At 68.0% G+C, this 26,948-nt stretch carries 21 protein-coding genes and 1 rRNA gene; 8 read left to right on the top strand and 14 right to left on the bottom strand.

Translation table 11 applies throughout. The features are described from left to right. The 4 genes from AC5RTY_RS12415 to AC5RTY_RS12400 all read right to left on the bottom strand — a co-directional run. Positions 1 to 312: ribosomal RNA gene (locus tag AC5RTY_RS12415) — 16S ribosomal RNA — on the bottom strand; the annotation flags it as partial. 385 nt (positions 313 to 697) lie between these two features. Further along, positions 698 to 4,630: a 1,4-alpha-glucan branching protein GlgB gene (gene glgB / locus AC5RTY_RS12410; RefSeq protein WP_494139615.1), complete on the bottom strand. Its 3,933-nt coding sequence runs from the start codon at positions 4,628 to 4,630 to the stop codon at positions 698 to 700. Next, the gene (treS, locus tag AC5RTY_RS12405; RefSeq protein WP_494002334.1) at positions 4,623 to 6,422 is read right to left on the bottom strand and encodes a maltose alpha-D-glucosyltransferase; all 1,800 of its coding nucleotides are present in this window, start codon (positions 6,420 to 6,422) and stop codon (positions 4,623 to 4,625) included. The genes glgB and treS overlap by 8 nt, the downstream gene beginning before the upstream one ends. Then, positions 6,422 to 8,470: an alpha-1,4-glucan--maltose-1-phosphate maltosyltransferase gene (locus AC5RTY_RS12400; RefSeq protein WP_494139621.1), complete on the bottom strand. Its 2,049-nt coding sequence runs from the start codon at positions 8,468 to 8,470 to the stop codon at positions 6,422 to 6,424. The genes treS and AC5RTY_RS12400 overlap by 1 nt, the downstream gene beginning before the upstream one ends. A gap of 146 nt (positions 8,471 to 8,616) precedes the next feature. Here AC5RTY_RS12400 and glgP point away from each other — a divergent pair, with 146 nt between their 5' ends. The 5 genes from glgP to AC5RTY_RS12375 all read left to right on the top strand — a co-directional run bounded on the left by glgP (position 8,617) and on the right by AC5RTY_RS12375 (position 14,487). Next, entirely contained in the window at positions 8,617 to 11,250 is a 2,634-nt protein-coding gene (gene glgP, locus AC5RTY_RS12395) for an alpha-glucan family phosphorylase (protein ID WP_494014726.1), read from the top strand. 251 nt (positions 11,251 to 11,501) lie between these two features. After that, a complete protein-coding gene (locus AC5RTY_RS12390) occupies positions 11,502 to 12,566 on the top strand; it encodes a YihY/virulence factor BrkB family protein (RefSeq protein ID WP_494139614.1) in 1,065 nt (354 codons plus the stop codon). A gap of 48 nt (positions 12,567 to 12,614) precedes the next feature. Beyond that, a complete protein-coding gene (locus AC5RTY_RS12385) occupies positions 12,615 to 13,439 on the top strand; it encodes a hypothetical protein (RefSeq protein ID WP_494002331.1) in 825 nt (274 codons plus the stop codon). Positions 13,440 to 13,450: 11 nt separating this feature from the next. Next, a complete protein-coding gene (locus tag AC5RTY_RS12380) occupies positions 13,451 to 13,903 on the top strand; it encodes a phage holin family protein (RefSeq protein WP_494014770.1) in 453 nt (150 codons plus the stop codon). Next, the gene (locus AC5RTY_RS12375) at positions 13,900 to 14,487 is read left to right on the top strand and encodes a DUF3618 domain-containing protein (RefSeq protein ID WP_494002330.1); all 588 of its coding nucleotides are present in this window, start codon (positions 13,900 to 13,902) and stop codon (positions 14,485 to 14,487) included. The genes AC5RTY_RS12380 and AC5RTY_RS12375 overlap by 4 nt, the downstream gene beginning before the upstream one ends. A gap of 82 nt (positions 14,488 to 14,569) precedes the next feature. Here AC5RTY_RS12375 and glgX read toward each other — a convergent pair whose 3' ends face one another. The 6 genes from glgX to AC5RTY_RS12345 all read right to left on the bottom strand — a co-directional run bounded on the left by glgX (position 14,570) and on the right by AC5RTY_RS12345 (position 21,134). Then, positions 14,570 to 16,663: a glycogen debranching protein GlgX gene (gene glgX / locus AC5RTY_RS12370; protein ID WP_494139613.1), complete on the bottom strand. Its 2,094-nt coding sequence runs from the start codon at positions 16,661 to 16,663 to the stop codon at positions 14,570 to 14,572. Positions 16,664 to 16,679: 16 nt separating this feature from the next. Beyond that, positions 16,680 to 17,660 carry a 23S rRNA (guanosine(2251)-2'-O)-methyltransferase RlmB gene (gene rlmB, locus AC5RTY_RS12365; protein ID WP_494002328.1) on the bottom strand — a complete coding sequence of 327 codons (981 nt, stop codon included), beginning with the start codon at positions 17,658 to 17,660 and terminating at the stop codon, positions 16,680 to 16,682. Between the two features lie 120 nt (positions 17,661 to 17,780). Further along, positions 17,781 to 19,241, bottom strand: a complete 1,461-nt coding sequence (gene cysS / locus AC5RTY_RS12360) for a cysteine--tRNA ligase (protein ID WP_494128122.1) — start codon at positions 19,239 to 19,241, stop codon at positions 17,781 to 17,783. 46 nt (positions 19,242 to 19,287) lie between these two features. Further along, entirely contained in the window at positions 19,288 to 19,788 is a 501-nt protein-coding gene (gene ispF, locus AC5RTY_RS12355; protein WP_494002326.1) for a 2-C-methyl-D-erythritol 2,4-cyclodiphosphate synthase, read from the bottom strand. Positions 19,789 to 19,790: 2 nt separating this feature from the next. Beyond that, positions 19,791 to 20,561, bottom strand: a complete 771-nt coding sequence (gene ispD, locus AC5RTY_RS12350; RefSeq protein ID WP_494139612.1) for a 2-C-methyl-D-erythritol 4-phosphate cytidylyltransferase — start codon at positions 20,559 to 20,561, stop codon at positions 19,791 to 19,793. A 90-nt stretch (positions 20,562 to 20,651) separates the two neighbouring features. Continuing rightward, entirely contained in the window at positions 20,652 to 21,134 is a 483-nt protein-coding gene (locus AC5RTY_RS12345; RefSeq protein WP_127513280.1) for a CarD family transcriptional regulator, read from the bottom strand. Between the two features lie 256 nt (positions 21,135 to 21,390). Between AC5RTY_RS12345 and AC5RTY_RS12340 the strand changes: the two genes are divergently transcribed. Beyond that, a complete protein-coding gene (locus tag AC5RTY_RS12340) occupies positions 21,391 to 21,963 on the top strand; it encodes a hypothetical protein (protein ID WP_494002324.1) in 573 nt (190 codons plus the stop codon). Positions 21,964 to 22,046: 83 nt separating this feature from the next. On the opposite strand, the gene AC5RTY_RS12335 is transcribed toward AC5RTY_RS12340, so the two are convergent. Next, positions 22,047 to 22,727 (bottom strand): winged helix-turn-helix domain-containing protein, encoded by a 681-nt coding sequence (locus tag AC5RTY_RS12335; protein ID WP_494002323.1) that lies wholly within the window; start codon positions 22,725 to 22,727, stop codon positions 22,047 to 22,049. Continuing rightward, positions 22,724 to 23,926, bottom strand: coding sequence for a sensor histidine kinase (locus AC5RTY_RS12330; RefSeq protein WP_494002322.1), 1,203 nt, complete (start codon positions 23,924 to 23,926; stop codon positions 22,724 to 22,726). The genes AC5RTY_RS12335 and AC5RTY_RS12330 overlap by 4 nt, the downstream gene beginning before the upstream one ends. Before the next feature lie 175 nt (positions 23,927 to 24,101). Between AC5RTY_RS12330 and phoU the strand changes: the two genes are divergently transcribed. Then, a complete protein-coding gene (gene phoU / locus AC5RTY_RS12325; RefSeq protein ID WP_494002321.1) occupies positions 24,102 to 24,761 on the top strand; it encodes a phosphate signaling complex protein PhoU in 660 nt (219 codons plus the stop codon). An 83-nt stretch (positions 24,762 to 24,844) separates the two neighbouring features. On the opposite strand, the gene AC5RTY_RS12320 is transcribed toward phoU, so the two are convergent. Then, on the bottom strand, positions 24,845 to 25,603 hold the full coding sequence (locus AC5RTY_RS12320; RefSeq protein WP_494024318.1) for a phosphoglyceromutase: 759 nt from the start codon (positions 25,601 to 25,603) through the stop codon (positions 24,845 to 24,847). A gap of 159 nt (positions 25,604 to 25,762) precedes the next feature. On the opposite strand from AC5RTY_RS12320, the gene AC5RTY_RS12315 reads away from it, so the two are divergent. After that, a complete protein-coding gene (locus AC5RTY_RS12315; protein WP_494002319.1) occupies positions 25,763 to 26,581 on the top strand; it encodes a class I SAM-dependent methyltransferase in 819 nt (272 codons plus the stop codon). A gap of 12 nt (positions 26,582 to 26,593) precedes the next feature. Here AC5RTY_RS12315 and AC5RTY_RS12310 read toward each other — a convergent pair whose 3' ends face one another. Next, positions 26,594 to 26,917 (bottom strand): DUF2516 family protein, encoded by a 324-nt coding sequence (locus AC5RTY_RS12310; RefSeq protein WP_493976898.1) that lies wholly within the window; start codon positions 26,915 to 26,917, stop codon positions 26,594 to 26,596. Positions 26,918 to 26,948: the final 31 nt, after the last annotated feature.

Here is a 26,948-nt window from a genome sequence, read left to right as displayed (position 1 = left end):
GTGTGGCCGGTCACCCTCTCAGGCCGGCTACCCGTCGTCGCCTTGGTAGGCCATTACCCCACCAACAAGCTGATAGGCCGCGAGTCCATCCATGACCAAAAAATCTTTCCACCCGCCACCATGCGGTGACAGGTCATATCCGGTATTAGACCCGGTTTCCCAGGCTTATCCCAGAGTCAAGGGCAGGTTACTCACGTGTTACTCACCCGTTCGCCACTAATCCCCGGTGCAAGCACCGGATCATCGTTCGACTTGCATGTGTTAAGCACGCCGCCAGCGTTCGTCCTGAGCCAGGATCAAACTCTCCGTTAATGTTTCAAACAGACACAGCACCAACGGCCGGGAAAACGACCGAAGACACTGCACTAAATTCAAACCAGGCTGATAAAACCGCGACACACCACAGGGGCGGCACGCCACGGCACTTTCAACCAATAAATAATTGGTATCAACAAACTTGGCACACTATTGAGTTCTCAAACAACAGGAGCACCCGGCACCAGGACGACCCTCTCAGGCCCTCCATCGCTCCGGAGCAACTTTTCTAACTTACCCGCGCCGGCAGTTCTTGTCAAACCGCCCGGTCCGGCTCCGCCCGTTGGCAACTGCCTTCGGCCGGTTCGGCGAGGCGGCCTTACCGCCCTGCGCGGCTTTAAACTCTAGCACCGGTCGGCGCGGATGTAAATTCCGCTGCCGTTCATCGTTCCTCCACCCGGGCCGGGCCACCGGCAGCCGGCTTCAGGTACACCACGCCCAGCGGCGGCACCCGGAGCGTCGCAGAAGCGGGGCTGCCCTTCCAGCCGCCTTCCACGGCGGTGACCGCACCTGCGTTGACCACTCCGGATCCGCCGTATTCGGCGGAATCGGTATTCAGGGCCTCGTCCCATTCGCCCGCCCACGGCATCCCCAGCCGGAACCCTTCGTGCGGGGCCCCCGAGAAGTTGGCCACGCAGACGAGCGGGTTTCCGTGCTGGTCCCAGCGGATGAAGGACAGCGTGTTGTGCGCGCCGTCGTTCTCGTCGATCCACTGGAAGCCGGCCGGCTCATTGTCGCGCTCGTACAGGGCCGGCGTGGAACGGTAGATCCCGTTGAGGTTGCGGACCAGGTGCTGCAGGCCCTTGTGCGGAACGTTCTCGGAGAGCCACCAGTCCAGCCCGTGCTGCTCCGACCATTCCGACTCCTGGCCGAATTCGGTACCCATGAAGATCAGCTGCTTGCCCGGGTGCGCCCATTGGAAGGCCAGGTAGGCGCGCAGGTTGGCCAGCTGCTGCCAGCGGTCGCCGGGCATCTTGCGCAGCATCGACCCCTTGCCGTGGACCACCTCGTCATGGCTGATCGGCAGCAGGAAGTTCTCCGTGTAGGCATAGACCATCGAGAAGGTGGCCTTGCCGTGGTGGTACATCCGGTTGACCGGGTCCTCGGCGATGTACTCGAGCGTGTCGTGCATCCAGCCCATGTTCCACTTCAGGCCGAAGCCGAGGCCCCCCGCGCTGGTCGGGCGGGTCACGCCGTCGAAAGCGGTGGACTCTTCCGCGATCATGACGATGCCCGGCACCCGCTTGTACGCGGTGGCGTTGACTTCCTGCAGGAAGGAAATGGCCTCCAGGTTTTCGCGGCCGCCATGGATGTTGGGGACCCACTCCCCGTCATTGCGCGAGTAGTCGAGGTACAGCATGGAGGCCACCGCGTCCACCCGGAGTCCGTCGATGTGGAACTCCTCCAGCCAGTACAGCGCGTTGGCGACCAGGAAGTTCCGCACCTCGCGGCGGCCGAAGTCAAAGATCAGCGTGCCCCAGTCCGGGTGTTCGCCCAGCCGGGGGTCGCCGTGTTCATACAACGGCTGGCCGTCGAACCGGGCCAGCGCCCACTCGTCCTTGGGGAAGTGTGCCGGGACCCAGTCCAAAAGGACTCCGATGCCGGCCTGGTGCAGCCTGTCCACGAGGTACTTGAAGTCGTCGGGGTGCCCGAAGCGCGAGGTCGGCGCGTAATAAGAGGTGACCTGGTAGCCCCAGGATCCGCCGAACGGGTGCTCGGCCACCGGCATGAACTCCACGTGCGTGAAGCCCTGCCAGTTGACGTATTCGGCGAGCTGGTCGGCCAGCTGCCGGTAGTCCAGCCCCAGCCGCCACGACCCCAGGTGCACCTCGTACACGCTCATCGGCCCGTTGTGCGGGTCGCGGGCGGCACGCCGCTCCATCCATTCCTGGTCGCCGAAGCGGTAGTGCGATTCGACCACGCGGGACCCGGTCAACGGCGGGACCTCGGTCCAGCGGGCCATCGGGTCGGCCTTCTCCCGCCACTGGCCGTCCTGGCCCAGCAGCTCGTACTTGTAGACGGCACCGGCCTCGACGCCGGGGATGAACAGCTCCCACACGCCGGATCCGCCCATCGAACGCATCGCGTGCCGGGCGCCGTCCCAGTGGTTGAAGTCGCCCTTGACCCGGACCGCCCGGGCATTCGGCGCCCAGACGGCGAAGCTGGCCCCGGATGTGTCGCCCAGCGCGGAGTTGTAGCGGCGCACGTGGGAACCGAGCGCGGTCCACAGGGTCTCGTGCCGGCCCTCGCCGATCAGGTGCAGGTCGATTTCGCCCAGGCTGGGCAGGTAGTGGTACGGATCGTCGCTGATGGCGGGAGCACCGCCGTCGTACGCCACCTCGAGGCGGTAATCCGGGACGCGACCCGGATCATCGGCCGGGAAGACCGCCACCCAGATGCCCTCGTGCTCGTGTTCCATCGGCACGCGCAGTGACGGCGTGATCACCGTGACGGAGTCGGCCAGCGGACGCCGGGTGCGGACGGTGACGTGTCCATGGTCGTCCAGGTGGGCACCGAGCACTGCGTGCGGCTGGTGGTAGGACCCGTGCGCGACGGCGGAGAGCACCTCCGGCTCGACACGCACCGGGGTGCCGGAGCGGCTGCCCGACGGCGATGCCGGTCCGGGGGTGCCGGCCGCGCCGGAAGTGTTGGCCGCGCCGGAAGTGTTGGCCGCGCGGGAAGTTGCGGGGACGGAAGTTCCGGCCGCGGACGCACCCGCGAAGGCGGGAGCTACCGGCGCCGCTGCGCCGACTGCGGCAGACGTCCGGCCGCTTCCGGGCCCGGTGCCGGTGCCCGCCAGTGGTGCCAGGGCCTCGCGTACGCCGCGGACCGGCACCTGTACCCAGCGCGGGCGGTTGCGCTGTTCGTACACCACTTCATAGAGGGCCTTGTCCAGGAGCAGCGCGCGGAAGAGCGTGGAGGACGTGTCCACCGGCTCGCCTGTCCCCTCCCGGTAGCCGTCCAGGAAGGCGGAGCTGGCCTGCGCCGCCCAGTTGTCGGCGGCGGCGCCAACCGCATCGTCGGGCTCCGCGAGCCGGGCAACGCCGGCGGCGTAATCGAACGAGCGGAGCATGCCCACCACATCGCGCAGCGGCACGTCGTCGGTGCCGCGGTCGCCCATGGGCCGCAGCGGTTCGCCCTCGAAATCAAGCACTACCCAGCCCCGCTGTGCCGAGAACAGCACCTGGCCCAGGTGGTAATCGCCGTGAATCCGCTGCAGCTGAGGAAGCTCAGTCACCTCATCCAGCCGGTCCAGCAGTTCCTGCACCGCGTCGTCCAGGGGCCCCACGGACGCCCCGGCCTGGGCCCAGCCCCAGCGGATCCGTTCCGCCAGCGCTGCCTTGAACGCCTCGACGGCCTTGGCGTCCGCCGGGGAGGCGCCGGCCGCGTCGCGCAGGCTGCGGTGGATCCGTCCGGTGACGGCGCCGAGCTCGCGGGCCTGGGAGCTGAAGTCCGTGCCGTCCAGGGCGGAGCCCGACGCGGTGCGCCACGCATCCTGGCTGTCCGGAATGAATTCCCGCAGCACGCTCAGGTGTCCGGTGTCCCAGAGGCGGTCGCCGCCGTCGTTGTCCTGTCCGGGAGTCAGCCAGCCGCCGGTCACCCAGCCGTACGTGACCGGGACTTCGCGGCACCCGGCCTCCGTGAGCAGCACACCGACCTCGACGTCCGGATTGGTGCCGGCTTCCAGCACGCGGAAGAACTTCACGATCAGCGGACCCTGGTCGGACTGGACCACCACCGAGGTGTTCGACTGCTCACCCAGCAGCACGGAGGCCTGCAGCCCGGTGGTGAACTCCGGCCAGGAATCGAATCCGGCCCCGGCGTGGCCGCGGGTATGCCCGTCGCCCGTCACCGACTGCCGCCGCATCAGTTCCAGCCAGGCGGCCACGAACACCGGGTCGTGGGCGCCGTCGTAAATCCAGCGCTCTTCGGGACCGCCCGCAGTACCGCCCGCGGCGCCGCCGGCCGCCCCCGCGGTACCGCCCGCCGGCTTGTCCGGCCCAACGGTCTCGCCCTCTTCGCGGGTTGCCGCCCACGTGTCCTCGGCGCCCTGCTGCACGCGCCCGAGCAGGGCCGCCTCCCCGCCGGCCAGGGGCTCCCGGCGGTAGCTCAGCGGCACGTTGACCACGTGGACGGCGTCGGCAGTGTGCACGGCCACGATGTGCACTTCCAGTCCCACTGCCCCGGCCGGGTCCGGCAAGCGGATGCCGCCCAGCCGGCGCAGGACCGACTCTTGGCCCTTGGCGGGGAACCAACGCTGGGCGGGGAGCCACTGGTGCAGCAGTTCGGGCAGGCTCGGCGTGAAATCAGGCATGTGATGCCACCTCTGTTCCTTCAGTCGCGGGTCTGATGACTGGGAGTGTCTCGGTCTGTGGAGATGCGGGGTTGGACGCGGCCGAACGCAGCCGCAACCAGAAAAAGTCGTGGCTGCCCAGCGTCAGCGTGAGCTGGCCGGCGTCGTCAAAGGCAGGGAAGGGGACGCCTCCGAACGTGTCGCGCAGCCCCCGGCCGGCAAATTCGGGCAGCCGCAGCGGTGCCGCCACGGGGTGCTGCGACAGGTTGAACACGCACAGCAGCACCTCTTTCTCCAGGCCTTCCGGATTGTCCTCCGGCAATTCGCGCAGAAAGGCCAGCACAGATTCGGAGTCCACCGGCACGTTCCGGTAGGTGCCCAGGCCGAAGGCGGGATGGGCCTTGCGCACGGCCAGCATCTGGCGCACCCAGTGCAGCAGCGAACTGTTGTGCGCCAGCTGCGCCTCGACGTTGACGTAGTTGTAGTGATAGACCAGCGACTGCACCACCGGCAGGTACAGTTTGCCGGGGTCCGCGGTGGAGAAGCCGGCGTTGCGGTCGGGGTTCCACTGCATCGGGGTGCGGGAGGCATCGCGGTCTTCGAGCCAGATGTTGTCGCCCATGCCGATCTCGTCCCCGTAATACAGGAACGGGCTGCCCGGCAGCGACAGCAGCAACGCGTGAATCAGTTCGATCTCGGCGCGCGAGTTGTCCAGCAGCGGGGCCAGCCGGCGGCGGATTCCGATGTTGGACCGCATCCGGGAATCCGGCGCGTACCAGCCGAACATCGCCTCACGTTCTTCGCGGGTGACCATTTCCAGCGTCAGTTCGTCGTGGTTGCGCAGGAACGTTCCCCACTGGGCCCCGGCCGGGATCGCCGGAGTCTGCTCCATGGTGGCGATGATCGGGGCGGCCTTCTGGTCCCGGAGCGCGTAATACAGCCGCGGCATGATCGGGAAGTGGAAGGCCATGTGGCATTCGGGGCGCAACCCGCCGTCGCCGTCCGGCTGGCCGAAGTATTCCACCACCTCGTGTGGCAGCTGGTTGGCTTCGGCGATGATCACGCGGCCGGGGTATTCCGTGTCCACCAGTGCGCGCAGGTCCTGCAGGAAGGCGTGCGTTGCGGGCAGGTTCTCGCAGTTGGTCCCGTCTTCCTCGAACAGGTACGGGATGGCGTCCGCGCGGAAACCGTCAATCCCCTGGTCCAGCCAGAAGCGCACGACGTCGAACAAAGCCTCGATCACCTTGGGGTTCTCGAAGTTCAGGTCCGGCTGGTGGCTGAAGAAGCGGTGCCAGTAGAACTGCCGGCGGATCGGGTCGAACGCCCAGTTCGAATCCTCGCTGTCCACGAAGATGATCCGCGCGTCCTGGTATTTCTCGTCCGTGTCGGACCAGACATAGAAGTCTCCGTACGGCCCCTCCGGGTCCCGCCGGGACTGCTCGAACCAGTCGTGCTTGTCCGACGTGTGGTTTATCGGCAGGTCGATGATCACCCGGACGCCGCGGGCGTGGGCCTCGGCGACCAGGCGTTTGAAGTCGCCGATGGTGCCGAACTCGTCCAGCACGTCGAAGTAGTCCGCGACGTCGTACCCGCCGTCCCGCAGCGGGGACTTGAAGAACGGCGGGATCCACAGGCAGTCGACGCCCAGCCACTGCAGGTAGTCGAGCTTGTCGATCAGCCCGGAGAAGTCGCCCGATCCGTCCCCGTTGGAGTCGGCGAAGCCCCGCAACAGCACCTCGTAGAACACTGCCTTGCGGTACCAGTGGGGGTCATGCGTCAGCCCCGGAGCGTGCAGCTGGAAGGGGCCGGCCATCAGCGGTTCCTTCGGACGTGCAGGATGTGGGCGGGTTCCACGTGTGCGTCCAGCCGCACGTAGTTGTGTTCGCCCCAGCGCCAGCTCTGCCCGCTGAGCAGGTCATCGACCCAGAACGTGCCGTCGTCGTTAAGGTCCTCCTCCCGCAGCCCCAGCGCCGCCAGGTCCAGCGAGACCGTCGATTCGCGCGCGCTGTGCGGGTCCACGTTGACGACGACGATGATCGTGTCCCGCCCGCCGCCGTGGCTTTCGGGCAGGTGCGCCTTGTGCTTGGAGTACACCACCGTGGCCGGGTCGGTGCTGCGGTGCACGGTGAGGTTGCCCAGGTCGCCCAGCGCCGGGTGGGCACGCCGGATGGAATTGAGCCGGGTCAGGTACGGGGCGAGCGAGCGCCCTTCGGCCTCCGCGGCGGCGAAGTCGCGAACCTTGTATTCGTACTTTTCGTTGTCGATGTATTCCTCGGCGCCCGGCCGGGCCACGTGCTCGTAGAGTTCGTAGCCGGCGTAGACGCCCCAGAGCGGGCTGGCCGTGGCCGCCAGCACGGCCCGGACCTTGAACCCGGCGGGGCCGCCGTACTGCAGGTACTCGGTGAGGATGTCCGGGGTGTTGACGAAGAAGTTCGGCCGGAAGAACGGCGCCGTCTCGTGGCTGATCTCGGTGAAGTACTCCTCGATCTCTTCCTTGGTGTTGCGCCAGGTGAAATAGCTGTAGGACTGCTGGAAGCCCGCGCGGCCCAGCGCGTGCATCATGGCCGGCCGGGTGAAGGCCTCGGCCAGGAACACCACCTCAGGGTGCTCGCGGTTCACCGTGCCGATCAGCCATTCCCAGAACCACAGGGGCTTGGTGTGCGGGTTGTCCACCCGGAAAATCTTCACGCCGTGCGAAATCCACAGCTTCACGATCCGCAGGACCTCTTCGGACAGGCCGCGCGGGTCGTTATCGAAGTTCAGCGGATAGATGTCCTGGTACTTCTTCGGCGGGTTCTCGGCGTAGGCAATCGTGCCGTCGGCCCGCGTGGTGAACCATTCGGGATGCTCGGTGGCCCACGGGTGGTCCGGGGCGGCCTGCAGCGCCAGGTCCAGGGCCACCTCCATGCCGAGCGCCTCGGCGGCGGCCACGAAGGCGTCGAACTGCTCGAATCCGCCCAGGTCGGGGTGGATGGCGTCATGCCCGCCGTCCTTGGATCCGATGGCCCACGGCGATCCCGGGTCGCCGGGTCCGGCGGTCAGCGTGTTGTTCGGTCCCTTGCGGTTGACCTCGCCGATCGGATGGATGGGCGGCAGGTACACCACGTCGAAGCCCATGGCCGCGACGGCCGGAAGCCGCTCGGCCGCCGTCGTGAAGTCGCCGGAGGTCCAGCGCCCGTTCGCCGGGTCGTAATGCGCGCCCTCGGAGCGCGGGAAGAATTCGTACCAGGCGCCGCGGCCGGCCCGTTCACGCTCCACGAGGATGGGGTACCGCTTCGAGGGGCTGACCAGGCTGCGGATCGGATGGCTGTTCACGGCGTCCAGCACGGCCTCCGAGGTTCCTGCGGCCAAACGTTCATGCACGGTGAGCGATCCGTCTGCGAGCGCGGCGGCGGCGTCGCGCAGCACCTGCGCGTTGCCTTCCGGCCGCCCGCCCTGGCCCGCGGCCTGTTCCAGCAGCAGCCGGCCCTCGGCCAGCATGAGGTCCACGTCCACGCCGGCGGCGATTTTCACCTCGGCGTTGTGCCGCCAGGTGGCGTAATTGTCTCCCCAGCCTTCCACGTGGAAGGTCCAGAGGCCGGTGCCGGTGGGCCGGAGGGTCCCATGCCAGCGGTCGGTGCCGGGCGCGCCGGGCGTCAGCCTTGCCCGCTGGACGGGCCGGCCGTCCGGGTCGAACAGCACCGCGGTCGCGCCGATCTTGTCGTGCCCCTCGCGGAAGACGGTGGCGGCTACCTCCAGGTCTTCGCCCGGTATCGCCTTGGCCGGAAACTCGCCGCCGCCGACCACGGGCCAGACGTCGACCACCGGGATCCGGCCGAACTTCAGGCGGGGGGCTGGCTGGGTCGTACTCTGCTCCTGCATCGAAGTCGTCACAAGACAGACGTTAGCGAGATTCCTTCCCGATTGCGAAGGATCCCCACGCCCTGCGACCGGGTTGACGGCCAGTTCGACGCGCATTCACCCGCCGGCCATCAACGGCGCAGGGGATCTGCGCTAGCCTAGGCCGGGTGAAGGCAATCCGCAGATTTACTGTCCGAACTGTCCTCCCCGAGAGCATTGCTCCCTTGGCCCGCTTGGCCGGCAACCTCCGCTGGTCCTGGCACCGGCCCACCCAGCAACTCTTTGAACAACTGGATCCTCAGGCCTGGTCCGAGGTGCGCCAGGATCCCGTCGCCCTGCTCGGCTCGTTCACCCGCGAACGGCTGCGGGCGCTGGCCGACGACCGGGACGTCGTCGCGCGGGTGCGGGAACTGGACGCCGACCTGGAGCAGTACCTGACCGAGGACCGCTGGTACCAGACGCTGGGAGCGGACGCACCGGCGTCGATCGCCTACTTCTCCCCCGAGTACGGCATCTCCCATGTGCTCCCGCAGTATTCCGGCGGCCTGGGCATCCTGGCCGGCGACCACCTGAAGGCCGCGTCCGACCTGGGCGTGCCGCTGGTGGGCGTGGGCCTGCTCTACGCCGCCGGCTACTTTAAGCAGTCGCTGAGCCGCGACGCATGGCAGCAGGAGACGTACCCCGTCCTGGACCCGGACGGCCTGCCGCTGACGCTGCTGCGCGAGCCGGACGGGCAGCCGGCCCAGGTCACGCTGCCGCTGCCGAACGGCCGCAGGCTCGGCGCCTACATCTGGCGCGCCGACGTGGGCCGGGTGCCGCTGCTGCTGCTGGACTCCAACATCCCGGGCAACGACGAGGCCGCCCGCGGCATCACCGACCGGCTCTACGGCGGGGGCGGCGACCACCGCCTGCAGCAGGAACTGCTGCTGGGCATGGGCGGCGTGAAGGCGCTGCGCATCCACCAGCGGCTCACGGGCGCCCCGGCGCCGGAGGTCTTCCACACGAACGAAGGGCACGCGGGGTTCCTGGGCATCGAACGCATCCAGGAGCTGGCGGCCGCCGGGCTGACGTGGGACGAGGCCTTGGCCGCCGGCCGCGCCAACACCGTGTTCACCACGCACACGCCGGTGCCCGCGGGCATCGACCGGTTCGACAAGGCGCAGATCCAGCATTTCTTCAGCGCCGGCCTCGCCCCGGACGTGCCCACCGCGAAGATCCTGGAACTCGGCGACGAGAATTACGACGGCGGAGATCCGTCCAAGTTCAACATGGCCGTGATGGGCCTGCGGCTGGCGCAGCGGGCCAACGGTGTGGCCAAGCTGCACGGTGTGGTCTCCCGCGGCATGTTCTCCGGGCTCTGGCCGGGCTTCGACCAGGAGGAAGTGCCGATCACCTCGGTGACCAACGGCGTGCACGTGCCGACCTGGGTGGACCCGCGGATCGCCGAGTACGCGCGGTCGGCGTTCGGCGACGAGCCGGTGATCGCCCGCCAGTGGGACCGGGTCTACGACGTGTCCGACGAGGACATCTGGGCGCTGCGCCGAAGCCTGCGGACGGCCCTGATCGAGGATGTCCGCCGCCGGCTGCGGGCCGCCTGGAAGAAGCGCGGGGCCGCGGACGCGGAGCTGGCGTGGACCGACGCCGTGCTGGACCCGGACGTGTTGACCATCGGTTTCGCCCGCCGGGTGCCGACCTACAAGCGGCTGACCCTGATGCTGCGCGACCCGGCCCGGCTCAAGGCGCTGCTCCTGCACCCGAAACGGCCCATCCAGCTGGTCATCGCCGGCAAGTCCCACCCTGCGGACGAACAGGGCAAGCGGATGATCCAGGATCTGGTCCGCTTCACCGACGACCCGGAGGTCCGGCACCGGATCGTGTTCCTGCCCAACTACGACATCGCCATGGCCCGCACGCTGTTCCCGGGCTGCGACGTGTGGCTGAACAACCCCCTGCGCCCGCTGGAAGCCTGCGGGACGTCCGGCATGAAGGCGGCCATCAACGGCGGGCTGAACCTCTCCGTGTTGGACGGCTGGTGGGACGAGATGTACGACGGCGACAACGGCTGGGCGATCCCGACGGCGAACCCGTCCACCGATGCAGGGACCGCGGACATGTTCAGCGCGGACGATCGGGACGATATCGAAGCAGCCGCGCTCTACGACCTGATCGAGCACCACGTGGCGCCCCGCTTCTATGCCGCCGAGGTCTCCGAGGGCGCGGGGGCGGCCGGCCCGTCCCAGCCGATAGCCGACGATGCCGTCCCGCACCAGTGGATCGCCATGATCAAGCACACGCTGGCCAATCTGGGTCCGGCGGTTTCCGCCGAACGGATGCTGCATGACTATGTGGAGCAGCTGTACCGTCCCGCCTGGGCATCCGGCCGGACGGCCCGGGCCGACGATTTTGCGGCGGCGAAGGAACTGGCGGCGTGGACCAGCCGTGTGCATGCAGCCTGGGCCGACGTGTCGGTGGAGCACGTGGACTCGCTCGGCATCACGGACGAGCCGCAGATCGGCGAATCGCTGACGGTCAATGCCTATGTCCGGCTCGGCTCGCTGGCGCCGGACAGCGTCACCGTCCAGGTGGTGCATGGCCAGGTCACCGAAAACGACGACCTCGCCCAGACCTCCAGTGACGAACTTGCCCTCGCCGAACAGCTGGGCGATGGCCGCTATCTCTTCACCGGCCCGGTCACCATCGACCGATCCGGGTCGTTCGGGTACAGCGTGCGGGTGCTGCCCAAACACCCGGCGCTGGCAAACCATGCCGAACTCGGACTGGTGTCCAACGCCACCGGCTGATCCACGGGCAGCGCCCGTTGCCGCTCGCGCCCGTCGCCCGCCCGGGCGGCCGGCGCGAGTGGCAACAGAACGGCTGAAACGTAGCTATCCGACAGTTTCTTTAAATCGGCCGGGACCCCCCGTTTCATGCCGGATTAGAGCGGAAATGTGCTGCTTCGTACGTCCTTCTGTGTGACTCACCCCTTTATTATCAGCATGCTGACTAATAGCATGAGGGTGTTCCGTCCGAATGGACTACGAAGGAGGCGAACATGGGCACGAGTACCGAGCGGGAGGCACCACCGCCGGACCACGGGGACAAGCCGCAGCAACCGCAGCAAGTAAAAAAGTCTTCGTGGAAGTACATCCTCCGCAAGACCATTCGGAAGTTCTCCGACGACAACTGCACCGATCTTGCGGCGGCGCTCACCTACTACGCGGTGCTGTCCCTGTTCCCCGGCCTGCTGGCGCTGGTTTCCATCCTGGGCTTGGTAGGGCAGGCGGAACAAACCACCAACGCCATGATGAACATGCTGGGGCAGGTAGCACCCGGCCAGGCCGTTGATGTCATCCGCCAGCCGATCCAGCAGCTCGCCACTTCCCAGGGAGCCGGGCTGGCGTTCGTCGTCGGCCTCGTCGGCGCGATCTGGTCGGCATCCGGTTATGTCACCGCCTTCGGCCGGGCCATGAACAGGATCTACGAGGTCGAAGAAGGCCGCCCGTTCTGGGTGCTCCGCCCGATGATGCTGTTGGTGACCCTCGTGGTGCTGCTGCTGGCCGTCCTGACGCTGCTGATGCTGGTCGTGTCCGGCCCGGTGGCGGAGGCGATCGGCTCGGTGATCGGACTCGGCGAGGCGGCAGTGACCGCCTGGAACATCGCCAAATGGCCGGTCGTCGTCATCTTCGCCGTGGTGATCGTGGCCGTGTTGTACTACGCGACGCCTAACGTGAAGCAGCCGAAGTTCCGCTGGATGAGCCTGGGCGCCCTGGTCGCGCTGATCGTGCTGGCCCTGGCGACCTTGGGCTTCGCCTTCTACGTAGCCAACTTCGGCAACTACAACGCGACCTACGGAGCCATCGGCGGGGTGATCGTCCTGCTGCTGTGGTTCTGGCTGGCCAACCTCGCCCTGCTGTTCGGCGCAGAGTTCGATGCCGAGACCGAACGCGGGCGCGAACTGCAGGCCGGCATGGCCGCCGAAGAAAACATCCAGCTTCCGGTCCGCGATAACCGCAAGATCGAGAAGAATGCCGAGAAGGAAGAGGAGGACATTGCACGGGGGCGCGATCTGCGCCGCGAGCACGCGCATTCCCACGAGGAATCCCGTGAGCATAGCTGACCAAGATCAGGACTGACAGGAAGAACCCGACTAGGAAAAGGAATTGCCATGACCACGAATCCACATTCCGGCAGTTACGACGAGGGCGCTCCCGTTTACCCCACAGGTGGCACGGCCGTACCGCCGCCGTCGAACCCGCCCTCAACCGGCCAGTCCAGGAGCGAAACCGCCAAGACCGAGGCACGGGAAGTAGGGCGCGAAGGGGCCGAAGCCGGCCAGCACGTTGCGCAGACGGCCAAGGACGAGGCAAAGCAGGTGGCGTACGAAGCCAAAGACAAGGCCCGCAACCTGATGTCCGAACTGGGCGACGGTGTCCGCGGCCAGGCCAACACGCAGCAGCAACGCGTGGCTTCGGGGCTGCGGTCCATCGGGGAGGAGCTAAACTCCATGGCCCGCAACTCGGAACAGTCCGGCCCGGCGACCCAGCTGGTCAGCCAGGTGGCGGGCCGGGCCGACTCAGTCGCAGGATGGCTCGAGAACCGCGACCCGGGATCCCTGCTGGACGAGGTCAAGCGTTTTGCCCGCCGGCGGCCCGGAGCCTTCCTGGCGATCGCCGCGGGGGCCGGCGTCTTGGCCGGGCGCCTGACCAAGGGCCTGACCGCCGACAGCGGAGCAGGCAGCGGCTCCATGACCGGCAGGAGCGTGGGCACGCACCGTGCAACCACCGGTTCCGTCTACGACACGGCAGGAACGGGCAGCTATGAGGCCCAAAGCGCCGCCGGCTTCGCGGCGCCGGGAGCGCAGACAGGTTCCGCCCTCGGCGGCGCCCCGGCACAGCCCGAAACCACCTACCCTGTGGGCGAACCGCCCGTCGGTGGCCGCGGCACCGCGATCCCGGAGCGGAACCCCTATGAGGACGGAGGGACTCGATGAGTCACCAGCAAATGCCGGGCCCGAGCAATCAACGCGTGCCCGGCCAGGATGGCGCCGAGCCAACGCGAGCGGAAATCAAGGCCGAGAACGAATCCTTGGGCGATCTGCTCAGCCAGGTCAGCAAGGACATCTCCGTCCTGATGCGCCAGGAGGTGGAGCTGGCCAAGGCCGAACTCAAGGAGACCGGCACCAAAGCCGGCAAGGGCGCGGGCCTGCTGGGCGGAGCCGGCGTGGCCGGCCACTTCGTCCTCCTGTTCCTGTCCCTGGCCCTGTGGGCGCTCATCGCCGGCGGGATCGGGTGGGCCTGGTCCGGCCTGATTGTGGCAGTCATCTGGGCCATCATCGCGGCCATTCTGTATTCGGTTGGCCGCAAGCAGCTGAAGACGGTCGAAGGGATGCCCCGGACCACCGAGTCAGTGAAGCAGATTCCGGAAACATTGAAGCCAAGTGAGGAAGCGCTATGAGCCAGTCACCCGAAGAAATCCGAGCCGACATCGAACGTACCCGCGCCCGGCTGGGCACGGATGTGGACGCCGTGGCGGAAAAAGCGTCGCCGTCGAACATCGTCCACCGGCAGACGGACAAAGTGAAGGATTCCGTGGGCCGCGTCAAGGAGAAGATCATGGGCGCGGCTGACGACGCCACCGGCGGCACCCGCTCCATGATGCACGACGCCGGCGAGATGGCCAGCGACGCCCCGCACCAGCTTGCCCGCAAGACCGAGGGCAACCCGGTGGCGGCCGGCCTGATCGCCTTCGGCGCCGGCTGGCTGCTGTCCTCGCTGTTCCCGGCCAGCCGGGTGGAGCAGCAGGCAGCCGACAAGGTCAAGGAACAGGCCGAACCGGTGGTGCAGGAAGTCAAGGACTCCGCCCGCCAGGTGGCCCAGGACATGAAGGAGCCGGCCCGCGAGGCAGCCGAAGACCTGAAGTCCTCGGCCCAGGACTCGGCGGGCAGGGTGAAGTCCGAAGGAGCGTCCGCCGCCGAGGACGTGAAGGCACGGGCCCAAGAGGCCCGCGGCAACGTCCAGGAGGAGCCCCGGCAGATCTAACCCCTGGGTGCACGCCGGCTAACGGCCGGCATGCCGGCGCCGGGAAGGCTTTGAGGGCCTTCCCGGCGCCGGCTGCGTTAAGTCAGGAGCGGTAGACGGAGAGGCTGTTGGCGGCCACCATGTCCTTCTCGCCGCTGCGGACCTTGGCGCCGCGCCGCTGCTCCTCGGAATGCGCGGTGGTGTAGAGCAGTTCGAACACGTGGTTCCCGCCGCGGTGCTTGCCGAAGTCCTGCAGCGCGTGCGGGGCCGGCATCACGATTTTCTGCGGCTGACACGCCCCGTTGATCACCAGCAGACCATCGATCACACCCTGGGGCGATCCCATCAGCAGCTGGACCAGGCGGCAGTCCGGGTTGTTCCAGTCGTCCGGGGTCATCGGTTCGCCGTCGGCGTTGAACCAGAGCAGGTAGGAACTGTCCGCCCGTGCCGGGTAGTTATACGGCTGGTGCGCCAGGAAGGACCGGCGGATCTGGATAAGCCGGCGGGTGGCATCGAACATCCGGTGTTCGCGCTCGTCCAGCTGCCAATTGGTCCACGCCAGCTCGTTGTCCTGGCAGTATGCGTTGTTGTTTCCCTGCTGGCTGCGGCCGATCTCGTCGCCGGCGCAGATCATGGGCACCCCGAGCGACAGCAACAGGGTAGCCATCAGGTTACGCGCGCTCCGGTCCCGGGCGTCGAGGACCCGGCCGTCCCCCGTGTGACCCTCGATGCCGTGGTTGTAGCTGCGGTTATGGTCGTGGCCGTCGCGGTTTTCTTCGCCGTTGTTTTCGTTGTGCTTGCGGTTGTACGCCGTCAGGTCGGCCAGGGTGAAGCCGTCGTGGGCGGTCACGAAATTCAGCGAGGCCAGCGCGGTGCGGCCGGACCCGGCGAACAGCTCGGTGGAGCCGGCCAGGCAACCCGCCAGCCGCGCCACCGTCCCGACCTGCCCGCCGCCCGCCAACGCGGCCTGGTCCGCCAGCCAGAAATCGCGGACGGTGTCGCGGAAGCGGTCGTTCCAGTCGGCCCAGCCCGGCGGGAAGTGCCCCGTCTGCCAGCCTCCGTCGCCGACGTCCCACGGTTCCGAGATGAGCTTTGCCCCGGAGAGCACCGAGTCGGCGCCCACGGCTACCAGGAACGGATGGCGGGGATTGAAATGGTTGTTTCCGTCGCGGGCCAGGGACACCGCCAGGTCGAAGCGGAACCCGTCGATGTGGAACTCTTCCACCCAGTAGCGGAGCGAGTCGAGGGCCAGCTGGATCACGCGCGGCTCGTTGAAGTCCATGGTGTTGCCGCAGCCGGTGGTGTCCAGGTAATTCCCGTGGCCGTCGTGCCGGTAGTACACGTGGTCCGCCAGCCCCCGGAAGGAATACGTGTCCTGGTCCTTGCCGCCCTCGGCCGTGTGGTTGTAGACCACGTCCAGGACCACCTCGAGTCCGGCGGCGTGCAACTGCTTGACCATGGTGCGGAACTCGTCCTGCACGGCCCGCGGTCCGGCGGCCTGCGCCGCGGCGGTGGCGTAGCCCGGCCAGAGGGCGAAGAAGCCGAGCGTGTTGTAGCCCCAGTAGTTGGCCAGGCCCAGGTTTTGCAGGTGCGGTTCGTCCAGGTGGTAGTGCACCGGCAGCAGCTCCACCGTGGTGATCCCCAGCTCCAGCAGGTACTCGACCATCACCGGGTGCGCCAGCCCGGCGTAGGTGCCGCGCAGTTCTTCCGGGATGTCCGGGTGCAGCACGGTCTGGCCCTTGACGTGGCACTCGTACACCACCGTGTCCCGCCACGGCACGTGCGGCCGGGCGTCGTTCCCCCAGTCGAAACCGCCGGTGACGTACACCGAGCGCAGCACACCGCCGTCGTCGTCGATGGCGCGGCCGTAGGGGTCCAGCAGCAACTGCCCGGACGCCGGCAGTTCCTCGCCGTGGGGCCAGAAGGCGTACCGGCTGCCGGCCTCGAGTCCCTCGACCGTGCCGTGGTGGACGCCGTCGGTGAGCGCCGTCAGTTCGACGCGCCGCCAGGTGCCCGCCGCGTCCTGGAAGTGCACGTCCACCGAACCGAAGTCCGGGGCGAAGACCGCCACGTTGACCGCGCCGGGAATCGGCGGCAGGCCCGGGGCGGCGTCGCTCACGCCGAGCGGGAAGGCACGCGAAAGCCGGGCCTGGCGCGTCGGACGCTCAGGGGAAAGGCTCTTGGCGTGACGGGCCACAACGGTCCACCTGCTCCTAGCGCGCGCGCTGCCGCGAAATCTCGTACAGGCTGATGCCCACGGCCATGGAAGCGTTGAGCGACTCCATCGCCGAGTCGATCGGGATGGAGACGATCTGGTCGCAGTGTTCGCGGACCAGCCGGGACAGGCCCTTGCCCTCGGATCCCACCACGAGGCACACCGGTTCGGTGGCCAGCGACAGGTCCGGCAGCGAGACGTCGCCGCCGCCGTCCAGGCCGAGCACGAAGATGCCCAGCTGCTGGAAAGCCTTGAGCGTATTGGTCAGGTTGCCCGCCTTGGCCACCGGCACGCGCACCGCCGCGCCGGCGCTGGTCTTCCACGCGGAGGCCGTCATCCCGACCGAGCGGCGCTCGGGCACGATCACGCCGTGGCCGCTGAAGGCCGAGGCCGAACGGATGATGGCGCCGAGGTTGCGCGGGTCGGTGATGCCGTCCAGGGCCACGAACAGCGGGGCGTTGTTGATGTAGCCCTTCTTGAACTTGGCCATGGTTTCCTCGGCCAGTTCCAGGGCGTCCTGGTAGTCATAGGGCGGGATCTGCAGCACCAGGCCCTGGTGGACGGCGTCATCGGTCATCCGGTCCAGTTCCGGCTTGTGCGATTCGAGCACCGGAATACCGCGTTCGGCGGCGATCTTCAGGGATTCCCTGACGCGGTCGTCCATCTCGATCCGGACCCCGACGTGCAGCGCCTTGGCGGGAACACCGGCGCGCAGGGCTTCCACCACGGAGTTGCGTCCGGTTACCATCTCGCCGGCGGACTTGCCGCGGCGGGGCGCCGGGCCGCGCTGGCCGGCCGGGCGCTTGGCGGCCGAGCGTTCGGAGAGCTGCTTGGTGCGGTACGCCTTGTGGTACGGGCGGTCTTCGGCCTTCGGGGTCGGCCCCTTGCCTTCGAGCGCCTTGCGCCCGTGTCCGCCGGTTCCGGCGGTGGGTCCCTTTTTGGACTTGCGCACCGCTCCGGGGCGAGGTTTGTTGGCCATCGAAAAACTACCTTTGTGTTGGGGAAGATACGTTCCCACGCGCGGCGCACCGGCTGTGAGCGGCAGGCCCGACGGGAATCGTCTGCTTTAAAGGGTACCGCCCAACGGTGCGGGCTGCCGTCAGCCGAGATTCCAGCTGGCGCCCTCGGCCGAATCCTCCACCACGATCCCGGCGGCCGCCAGGGTGTCGCGGATGGCATCGGCGCGGGCCCAGTCCTTCGCCTCGCGGGCCAGCCGACGCTCCTCCAGTTGCGCGCTGACCAGCACGTCCAGGGCCTGAAGGGCCGCGGGGTCCGCGCCGCCGCTGCTCCAGTGCGGATCCAGCGGGTTGATGTACAGCACGTCGGTCATCGCCATGACCTGGTGCAGCGCGCGGGTGGCCGCTTCCTTGTCGCGGGCGTCCAGCGCGGTGTTGCCGGCCCGCACCGTTTCGTGGACCACTGCCAGCGCCTGCGGCACGTTGAGGTCGTCGTCCATGGCCGCGGCGAAAGCCTCCGGGACGCGTTCGGTCACGACGAAGCCGAACTGCTCGCCGTAGAGGAACTTCAGCGCCCGCTGCAGGAATCCCTCGATCCGCTCCACCGCGGCGCCCGCTTCCACCAGCGAGCCGGGGTTGTAGTCCAGCGCGGACCGGTACTGGGCCTGGCCCAGGTAGTAGCGGACCACCAGCGGCCTGGCGTCCTGAAGCATCTCCGCGGGGGTGATGATGTTGCCGATCGATTTGGACATCTTCTCGCCCTCGAAGGTGACCATGCCGTTGTGCATCCAGAAGTTGGCGAACCCGTGCCCGGCCGCCCGGGACTGGGCCATCTCGTTCTCGTGGTGCGGGAACCGCAGGTCCAGCCCGCCGCCGTGGATGTCGAACTCGGTGCCCAGGTACTTGGTGACCATGGCCGAGCACTCCAGGTGCCAGCCCGGGCGGCCGGCTCCCCACGGGCTGGACCAACTGGCCGTCTCCGGCTCGCCGTCCTTGTGTCCCTTCCAGAGCGCGAAGTCGCGCGGATCCTTCTTGCCGCGCGGGCCGGCGTCGGGCGCCGCCTGCATGTCCTCGATCCGCTGATGCGTCAGCGAGCCGTATTCCGGCCACGAGCGCACATCGAAGTACACGTCACCGGAATCGTCCAGCGCCGGGTAGGCGTGGCCGCGGTCGATCAACTGCTGGATCAGGCGGTGCATCTCCGGAATGTGGCCGGTGGCGCGCGGTTCGTAGGTGGGCCGTTCCACGCCCAGGATGTCGTAGGCCTTGGCGAATTCCTGCTCGTAGCGGTAGGCCAGCGCCCACCACGGCTCGTTCGGCACCGGCACCATCGGGTCTTCGGCCGCGCCGGGGCGGAAGGATTCGGCGGACTTGACCAGGATCTTGTCGTCGATGTCCGTCACGTTGCGCACTACCGTGACGTCATACCCGCTGTAGCGCAGCCAACGGGTGAGCTGGTCGAAGGCGATGGCCGAACGGATATGGCCGACGTGCGGATCGCCCTGCACCGTGGCCCCGCAGTAGTAGAGCCCGGCCTTGCCCGGGGCCAGCGGGACGAAGTCGCGGACTTGCGCGGTGGCGGTGTCATAGAATCTCAGGCTCACCGCTCTAGCCTAGCCGCGGCCGCCACGCCGGTGCGAACGCACCCTGCTACGGCAGCTTCACGACGACGGCGGTGGCCACCGCCGCGATCCCCTCGCCGCGGCCGGTGAATCCCAGCCCGTCGCTGGTGGTCGCCGAAACGCTGACCGGCGCACCGGCGGCCTCACTGAGCACCGCCTCGGATTCGGACCGGCGCGGCCCGAACTTGGGGCGGTTGCAGACCAACTGAACCGCGATATTGCCGATCTCGAACCCCGCCTCGCGGACGATCCGCGCCGCTTCTGACAGCAACCGGACCCCCGAGGCGCCGGCGTACTCGGGACGGTCGGTGCCGAAGTGCGTGCCGAGGTCTCCGATCCCGGCCGCGGAAAACAGCGAATCCGCGGCGGCGTGGGCGGCGGCGTCTCCGTCGGAGTGGCCGGCCAGGCCTCGCTCCCCCTCCCACAGCAGGCCGCCCAGCCACAACGGCTGGGGGTCGGAGTCCGGGGCGAAAGCATGGACGTCCACTCCGATTCCGGTACGCGGGAGGGGAAACGGGAAGTCGGGCACGGTCAGCCTTTCATGACGGGTCGGGGCCGGCCGGCGGCCAGCAGGGCCTCCGCCACGGTCAGATCCAGCGGCGTGGTGATCTTCAGGGCCCGCGCGGAGCCGGGCACCAGCATCACGTCGATGCCGTGGCGCTCCAGCAACAGGGCTTCGTCGGTGATGGCGGCGGCCTCCTCGGGGGCCATGCCGGCCAGGCTCCGGTGCGCCACGGCCAGGGTTGCCGCGTCGAACCCCTGCGGTGTCTGGACGGCGCGCAGCCGCGTGCGGTCCACGGTGGCCGCCACCTTCTCGGGTGAGATTTCTGCCCCGGCGCCGGTGCTCGGCGCGGCCTCCTTGATGGTGTCCACCACCGGCACCGCAGGAACGACGGCGCGCGCGCCGTCCGCCAGCGCGGCGGCGACCCGTTCGAAGACCTCGGGCGGGGTGAGCGCCCGGGCCGCGTCGTGCACCAGGACCCCGGACATGCCGTCGCCCAGCCCGCGGAGCGCGGCGGCGACCGAGGCGGCCCGGGTGGCACCGCCGTCGACCGCGGAGATCGGGGTGTCGGGATACTGCGCGGCGAAGCCCGCGCAGAGCTGCCGCAGGGCGGTGTCGCCGGCCGGGACGGCCACACAGATCCGTGACGCGATGCCGGCCGCCAGCACGCCCCGCAGCGCGTGGGAGAGGATCGGTTCGCCGGCCAGCGGGACCTGGGCCTTGGGCAGGCCATAGCCGAGGCGGGTGCCCGAGCCGGCCGCCACGATGATCACGCCCAGGGAAGTGCTTGCTGTGCTCACCCCTTTAGCCTAATGGGGCCGCGGCCGGGCGGTTTGGCCACGAAAAAGCGGCCGGCTTCCAGTGCTGGATGCCGGCCGCTTGGAGCGCGGTCAGGAGGCGAGAACCTCGTCGAGGACCTCTGCTGCCTTGTCTTCGTCGGTCTTCTCCGCGAGGGCGAGTTCGGAAACCAGGATCTGGCGCGCCTTGGCCAGCATCCGCTTCTCGCCCGCGGAAAGGCCGCGGTCGTGGTCCCGGCGCCACAGGTCGCGGACAACTTCCGCCACCTTAATGACATCGCCGGAGGCCAGCTTTTCCAGGTTCGCCTTGTAGCGGCGGGACCAGTTGGTCGGTTCCTCGGTGAACTCGGCACGGAGCACATCGAACACATGCTCGAGGCCTTCCTTGCCCACCACATCGCGGACGCCGACCAAATCCACGTTCTCCGCCGGTACTTCAATCGTCAGATCGCCCTGGGCAACCCGGAGCTTGAGATACATCTTCTCTTCACCTTTGATGGTGCGCATTTTGATCTCTTCGATCTTTGCGGCACCGTGGTGAGGGTAAACAACTGTCTCGCCGACCTCAAATACCATCTGTAGTATCCCCTTTCCCGACCACCAGTTTATCACGGATGGTTTGGCCACTTCCGCGAGTTTGCAGGCCTCTACGCCCGTCCGAGCGTCAGAATGCCGCGCTTTGCCCCCTTGACGGATAGCGGATTTGGTGCTTCGCCCGCGGGTACCTACCGGCGTCGAATCCTACTTTTCACCGGTTTGCCGATAGGCTAGGCGAGGCAAGCTGCCTAGATCTGCAGCACCGCACCCTGACTTTGACTGAGGAGTTTCTGCCGTGAAGATTGCGCCGAAGAACCGTGTGCAGCGCACCCTTGTAGCAGGCGCCGCCGCGCTCACCCTGCTCGCATCGACCGGATGCGGCGCAATCAACGAACAGGCCACCACCAAGTCCTACTCCGCCAGCGACGGCATCGTGGCCAACGTCGGCTCGATCGGACTGCGCAACCTGCTGGTCGTCGCAGAGTCTGCCGACGCCCCCGCCCGTGTCCTCGGTACCGCCTTCAACACCTCCGATTCTCCCGTGCAGATGGCCCTGACCGGCCCGGGCAGCACCGCCACCGTCACCATCCCGGCAGACGGGAAGGTCATCTTCGAAGAGGATGAGAACGAGACCATCGTCGGCAGCCCGGGTGCCGCTCCCGGCGCCCTGGTGGACATCACCGTCCGCGTGAACAACGAGTCCGCCGACGTGCTGGTGCCGGTGCTCGACGGCACGCTGCCGGAGTACCGGGACTTCGTTCCGTCGGCCGAGCCCACGGAAACCGCGGCGCCTGCCGAGACCGCCTCACCGACAGACGGCGCCGCGGAAGAGCCGACCGGCGAGCCCACCGAAGAGGCCGGCGCCTAACCCGCCCATCGCTTCACAAAAGGCCGGGCCGCTTCCCTTTCGGGGGAAGCTGCCCGGCCTTTTGCCGTGCTGACGCCCTCGGTTTACGGTTCGAACTTGTAGCCGAGCCCGCGCACGGTAACCAGGTAGCGGGGCGCAGACGGATCGGGTTCGATCTTGCTGCGCAGCCGCTTGACGTGCACGTCCAGGGTTTTGGTGTCGCCGACGTAGTCGGAGCCCCAGACGCGGTCGATCAGCTGCCCGCGCGTCAGGACCCGGCCGGAGTTGCGCAGCAGCATCTCCAGCAGTTCGAACTCCTTCAGCGGCAGCGACACCGGCTCGCCGTCCACGCTGACCACGTGGCGTTCCACGTCCATCCGCACCGGTCCGGCAGAGACTGCATTGGGCACCAGTTCTTCCGGTTCGGCCTGGCGGCGCAGTACCGCGCGGACCCGGGCCACCAGCTCGCGCGAGGAGTAGGGCTTGGTGACGTAGTCGTCGGCACCGAGTTCCAGCCCTACCACCTTGTCGATTTCCGAGTCCTTGGCGGTGAGCATGATGACCGGAACGGCGGAGCGTTGCCGCAGCTGCCGGCACACCTCGGTTCCGGACTGTCCCGGCAGCATCAGGTCCAGCAGGACCAGGTCCGCTCCGGAGCGGTCGAACGCAACGATGGCGTCCAACCCGTTATCCACCACCTCGACTTCGAAGCCCTCTTTGCCCAACAGATAGCTCAACGGATCGCTCAGCGATTCTTCATCTTCGACGACCAGAATGCGGGTCAAGCACCGACTCCTTGTTCATGCGCCACACCGGCGCCCTGCGTGCGCGGCTCCACGGATTCTGTGGTGCCGCCGTCTTCCTGCTCCATTTCCGGCAGCCGCACGGTGAAGGTGGAGCCCTGTCCGGGCTGCGACCACACCGATACTTCCCCGCCGTGCTGGGAGATGACGTGTTTGACAATGCTCAGGCCCAGGCCGGTTCCCCCGGTTTGCCGCGAGCGGGCATCGTCGATCCGGTAGAACCGTTCGAAGATGCGGTCTTGCTGATCGGGGGTGATGCCCGGGCCCTGGTCGGTCACCGAGACAGTGGCCAGCCCTTCGCGCACGCGCAGCCCCACACCCACCTTGCTCCGTTCGGGCGCGTAGCGGATCGCGTTGTCGATCAGGTTCCGGAACGCGGTGGTCAGCAGTTCGGCATCGCCGAAGACCGGCCCGTCAATCTTCCCGCCCACCGACAGTTCGATGTGCCGGCTTTCGGCCATCAGCTTGTTGCGGTCCACGGCCTCGGCCACCACGGCATTCAGGTCCACCTCGGTACCGTCCTGCACCACGTCCGCGCCCTGCAGCCGGCTCAACTCGATGATGTCCTGCACCAGGGCGCCCAGCCGGCGCGACTCCTTGTGCATGCGGCCGGCGAAGCGGCGCACCGCTTCCTCGTCGTCGGCGGCGTCGTCGATGGCCTCGGCCAGCAGCGAGATGGCTCCGACCGGGGTCTTCAATTCGTGGGACACGTTGGCCACGAAGTCGTTGCGCATCGCTTCGGTGCGGGTTATCTCCGTCCGGTCATCGGCCAGCAGCAGGATGTACTCCTCGCCGATGGGTGCCACGCGCACCTGGACCACAATGGTGCCCTGGCCGAGCGGACCGCGCGGCAGCTCCAGTTGCCGCTCCTCGATCACGCCGTCGCGGCGCACTCGGGCGGTCAGGTCGAGCAACTCGGAATGCACCACGGTGTGCCCGCGGACCAAACCGAAGGCATAAGCGGCGGGGCTGGCCCGGACCACGCCGTCGATCGCGTCCACCACTACATAGGCGCGGCCGACGACGGAAAGCACCTCGGCGGCACCGTCCGGCAGCGTCGGTTCGTCCACTTCCTGCAGGCGCCGCCGTTGGCGATCGCTCAGGCCGAAGGCGAGCACACCGAAGCTGCCCAGCACCAAGCCCACGAGCCCTGCCAGCAAGCCGAATATCAGTGGATCCACGCCTCTAGCTTAGGCGCAGCCGGGCACGTGCCAGGGCCGTTCCGGTAGCAATCGCCTCCCCGTTCAACTAACGTTCACTTGAGGTGGCGTAATAGTTCACCGCGGGCTGAGAGGGTATGAAGCCAGTGGGATGCTAGGACCCCTATGCTCCACGTACACAAGCGAAAGGACGCCAGTGCGCAAGGTTTTCCAAGCCGAACTCCATCAAGTCGGAGAGCAGCTGGTAGAGATTTCCCGGTTGGTCACCGAGGCGATGCAGAAGGCAACCACGGCGCTCGACACCGCCGACATCGATTTGGCCCAGGAAGTCATTGCCGCCGACGCCCGGATCGATTTCCTCCAGACGGACCTGGACGAGCGTTCCATTGACATCCTGGCGCTGCAGGGTCCGGTCGCCTCGGACCTGCGGATGATTGTCGGCGCCCTGCGGATGAGCGCCTCGCTGGAGCGGATGGGCGACCTCGCCCGGCACATCGCGCAACTGGTCCGGCTGCGTTATCCGGACCTCGTGATCCCCGCATCGCTGCGCGACACGTTCCGGGAGTTCGCCGAGAAGGACATTGCGATCTCCGAGAAGCTGACCGAACTGCTCGAGACCCGCGACCTGGACCTCGCCGCCCAGATCGACACGTACAACTCCCGCATCAATGAGCTGCATGCCGGCGTCTTCAAGGCGATTGCCGATCCGGCCTGGAACTCCTCCGGGCCGACCACCGTGGACGTCTCGCTGGCGAGCCGTTACTTCGAGCGTTTCGCCGACCACGGCGTCTCCGTGTCCCGCAAGGTGACCTATCTGGTCACCGGCGAATGGCGCCCCAACGGCCAGTCCGTGTAACGCAGGACCTTAAGCAGGAAGGCCGGCTCCCCGCGGGGAGCCGGCCTTCCTGCTTAAGCGTGCGGCAACTTCTTGGCGTGTGGCTACTTCTTGCCCTGGTTCGCCACGGCCTGGATGGCTTCCGCCGCGGCCGCGGCATCCAGGTAGGTGCCGCCGGCGGTGACGGGCTTCAGGTTCTCGTCCAGCTCGTACACCAGCGGGATGCCGGTAGGGATGTTCAGCCCTGCGATGTCTTCGTCGCTGATGCCGTCCAGGTGCTTGACCAGGGCGCGCAGCGAGTTGCCGTGCGCGGCCACGAGCACCGTCTTGCCCGCCTTGAGGTCCACGGAAATGTCCGATTCCCAGTACGGCAGGAAGCGCTCCAGCACATCCTTCAGGCATTCGGTCCGCGGCACGGCGTCCCCCAGATCCGCGTAGCGGGGGTCGTTGGCCTGCGACCATTCGCTGGCGTCGTCCAGGGCGGGCGGCGGCGTGTCGTAGGACCGGCGCCAGACCATGAACTGTTCCTCGCCGAACTCATTGCGGATCTGCGCCTTGTCCTTGCCCTGCAGGGCGCCGTAGTGGCGCTCGTTCAGCCGCCAGCTGCGCTTGACGTCGATCCAGCTGCGGTCGGCGGCCTCCAGCGCGAGGTTGGCTGTGACAATGGCCCGCTTCAGCCGCGAGGTGTACAGGACGTCGGGAAGCAGATTGTGCTCGACCAGCAGCTCGCCGCCGCGGTGCGCTTCCTTGCGTCCCAGGTCGGTTAGCGGGACGTCGACCCAGCCGGTGAACAGGTTCTTTTCGTTCCAGTCGCTCTGCCCGTGGCGCAACAGGACCAGCGTGTGTTTCGAGGTGGAAGTCATGGCTGCCATCCTAGCGGAGCACCGCGCGGCACCGGCGGCAGCGGCATGACATTACGGGGCCAAACCCGGGGGCAGCCCCGCAATTCCCGCCAGTGACCTTGCGCACATCCGGCCCGTAGCGGCCTGTGCGGGCCCGCCGTGCCCCTATTCTTTTTTCTCGTGCCTCAGACGACCGCCGCCGCCAGCCGTCCCGTCCGCCGCCCCATCGGCACGGCCACCCGCGGCACCACCAGTCCCAACCGGCTGCGCCGCGCGGACCGCTGGCTGGCCGGTCCGGCCGCCGGCTGCCTCCGCCGGTCGGCGGACCCGCTCGTCATCGACTTGGGCTATGGGGCGGCGCCAACCACCGCCGTCGAACTCCACCACCGCCTGTCCCGGGTGCGTCTCGACATTGAGGTGATCGGGATCGAAATTGAGCCGGCACGCGTCGCCGTGGCCAAGGCGTTGGAGCGGCCTGGCCTGACCTTCCGGCAGGGCGGCTTCGAAATCCCGGTGGCAGGCCGACGGCCAGCAGTGGTCCGCGCGTTTAACGTGCTGCGGCAGTACCCGGAATCCGAGTACGGCGCCGCGTGGGACACGGTGCGGGGACGGCTGGCGCCGGGCGGGCTGTTCATCGACGGCACCTGCGATGAGATCGGCCGCCGCGCCACCTGGATCGCGGTGGCGCCGGAAGGGCCGCTCTCGCTGAGCATCTCGCTGCGGTTCGGCGCCTTCTGCCGGCCCTCCGAGGTGGCCGAGCGGCTGCCCAAGGCGCTGATCCACCACAATGTTCCCGGCGAGCGGGTGCACTGCTACCTGCAGGCGCTGGACCGCGCGTGGGCAGACGCGGCTCCGCTGGCCGCGTTCGGAACCCGGCAGCGCTGGCTGGCTATGTGCCAGAGGATGCACGACGCCGGGTGGCCGCTTCTCGACGGGCCGTCGAGGTGGCGGCTGGGGGAAGTCACCGTGGCGTGGCACGCCGTCGCGCCCGCGGGGTGAGTTCGGCAGAACCTACCAGGGGTAGGCGGACCCGCCGCCCTTGACCTCGATCAGGGCGGGCTTGACGTCCGCCAGGTACACGCCGGCAGCGGCAACGGCGGCCAGTTGGAAGATCATCCACGTGCCCAGGCCGCCGGCGCCCAACGCGGCCAGGGCCCCGACCGCCGTGGAGGCTGCCAGCACGCCAACCCAGAACCCCTTGGTCTTCTTGAATGCGGCCTGGAAGTAGTCGGCCTTGCGGCCCACGCAATCCGCCAGCGCCCATATCTCGATCACCAGGGCGACCAGCCCCAGGACCGTGTAGAGCCAGTATTGGATGTCGTAGGCGAGTAGCACGGCTTAAGCCTAACCGGTGGGGGTGCGTTTC

Source organism: Arthrobacter sp. Y3224055 (assembly GCF_059090825.1).
This window is presented reverse-complemented; position numbering and strand designations above follow the sequence as displayed.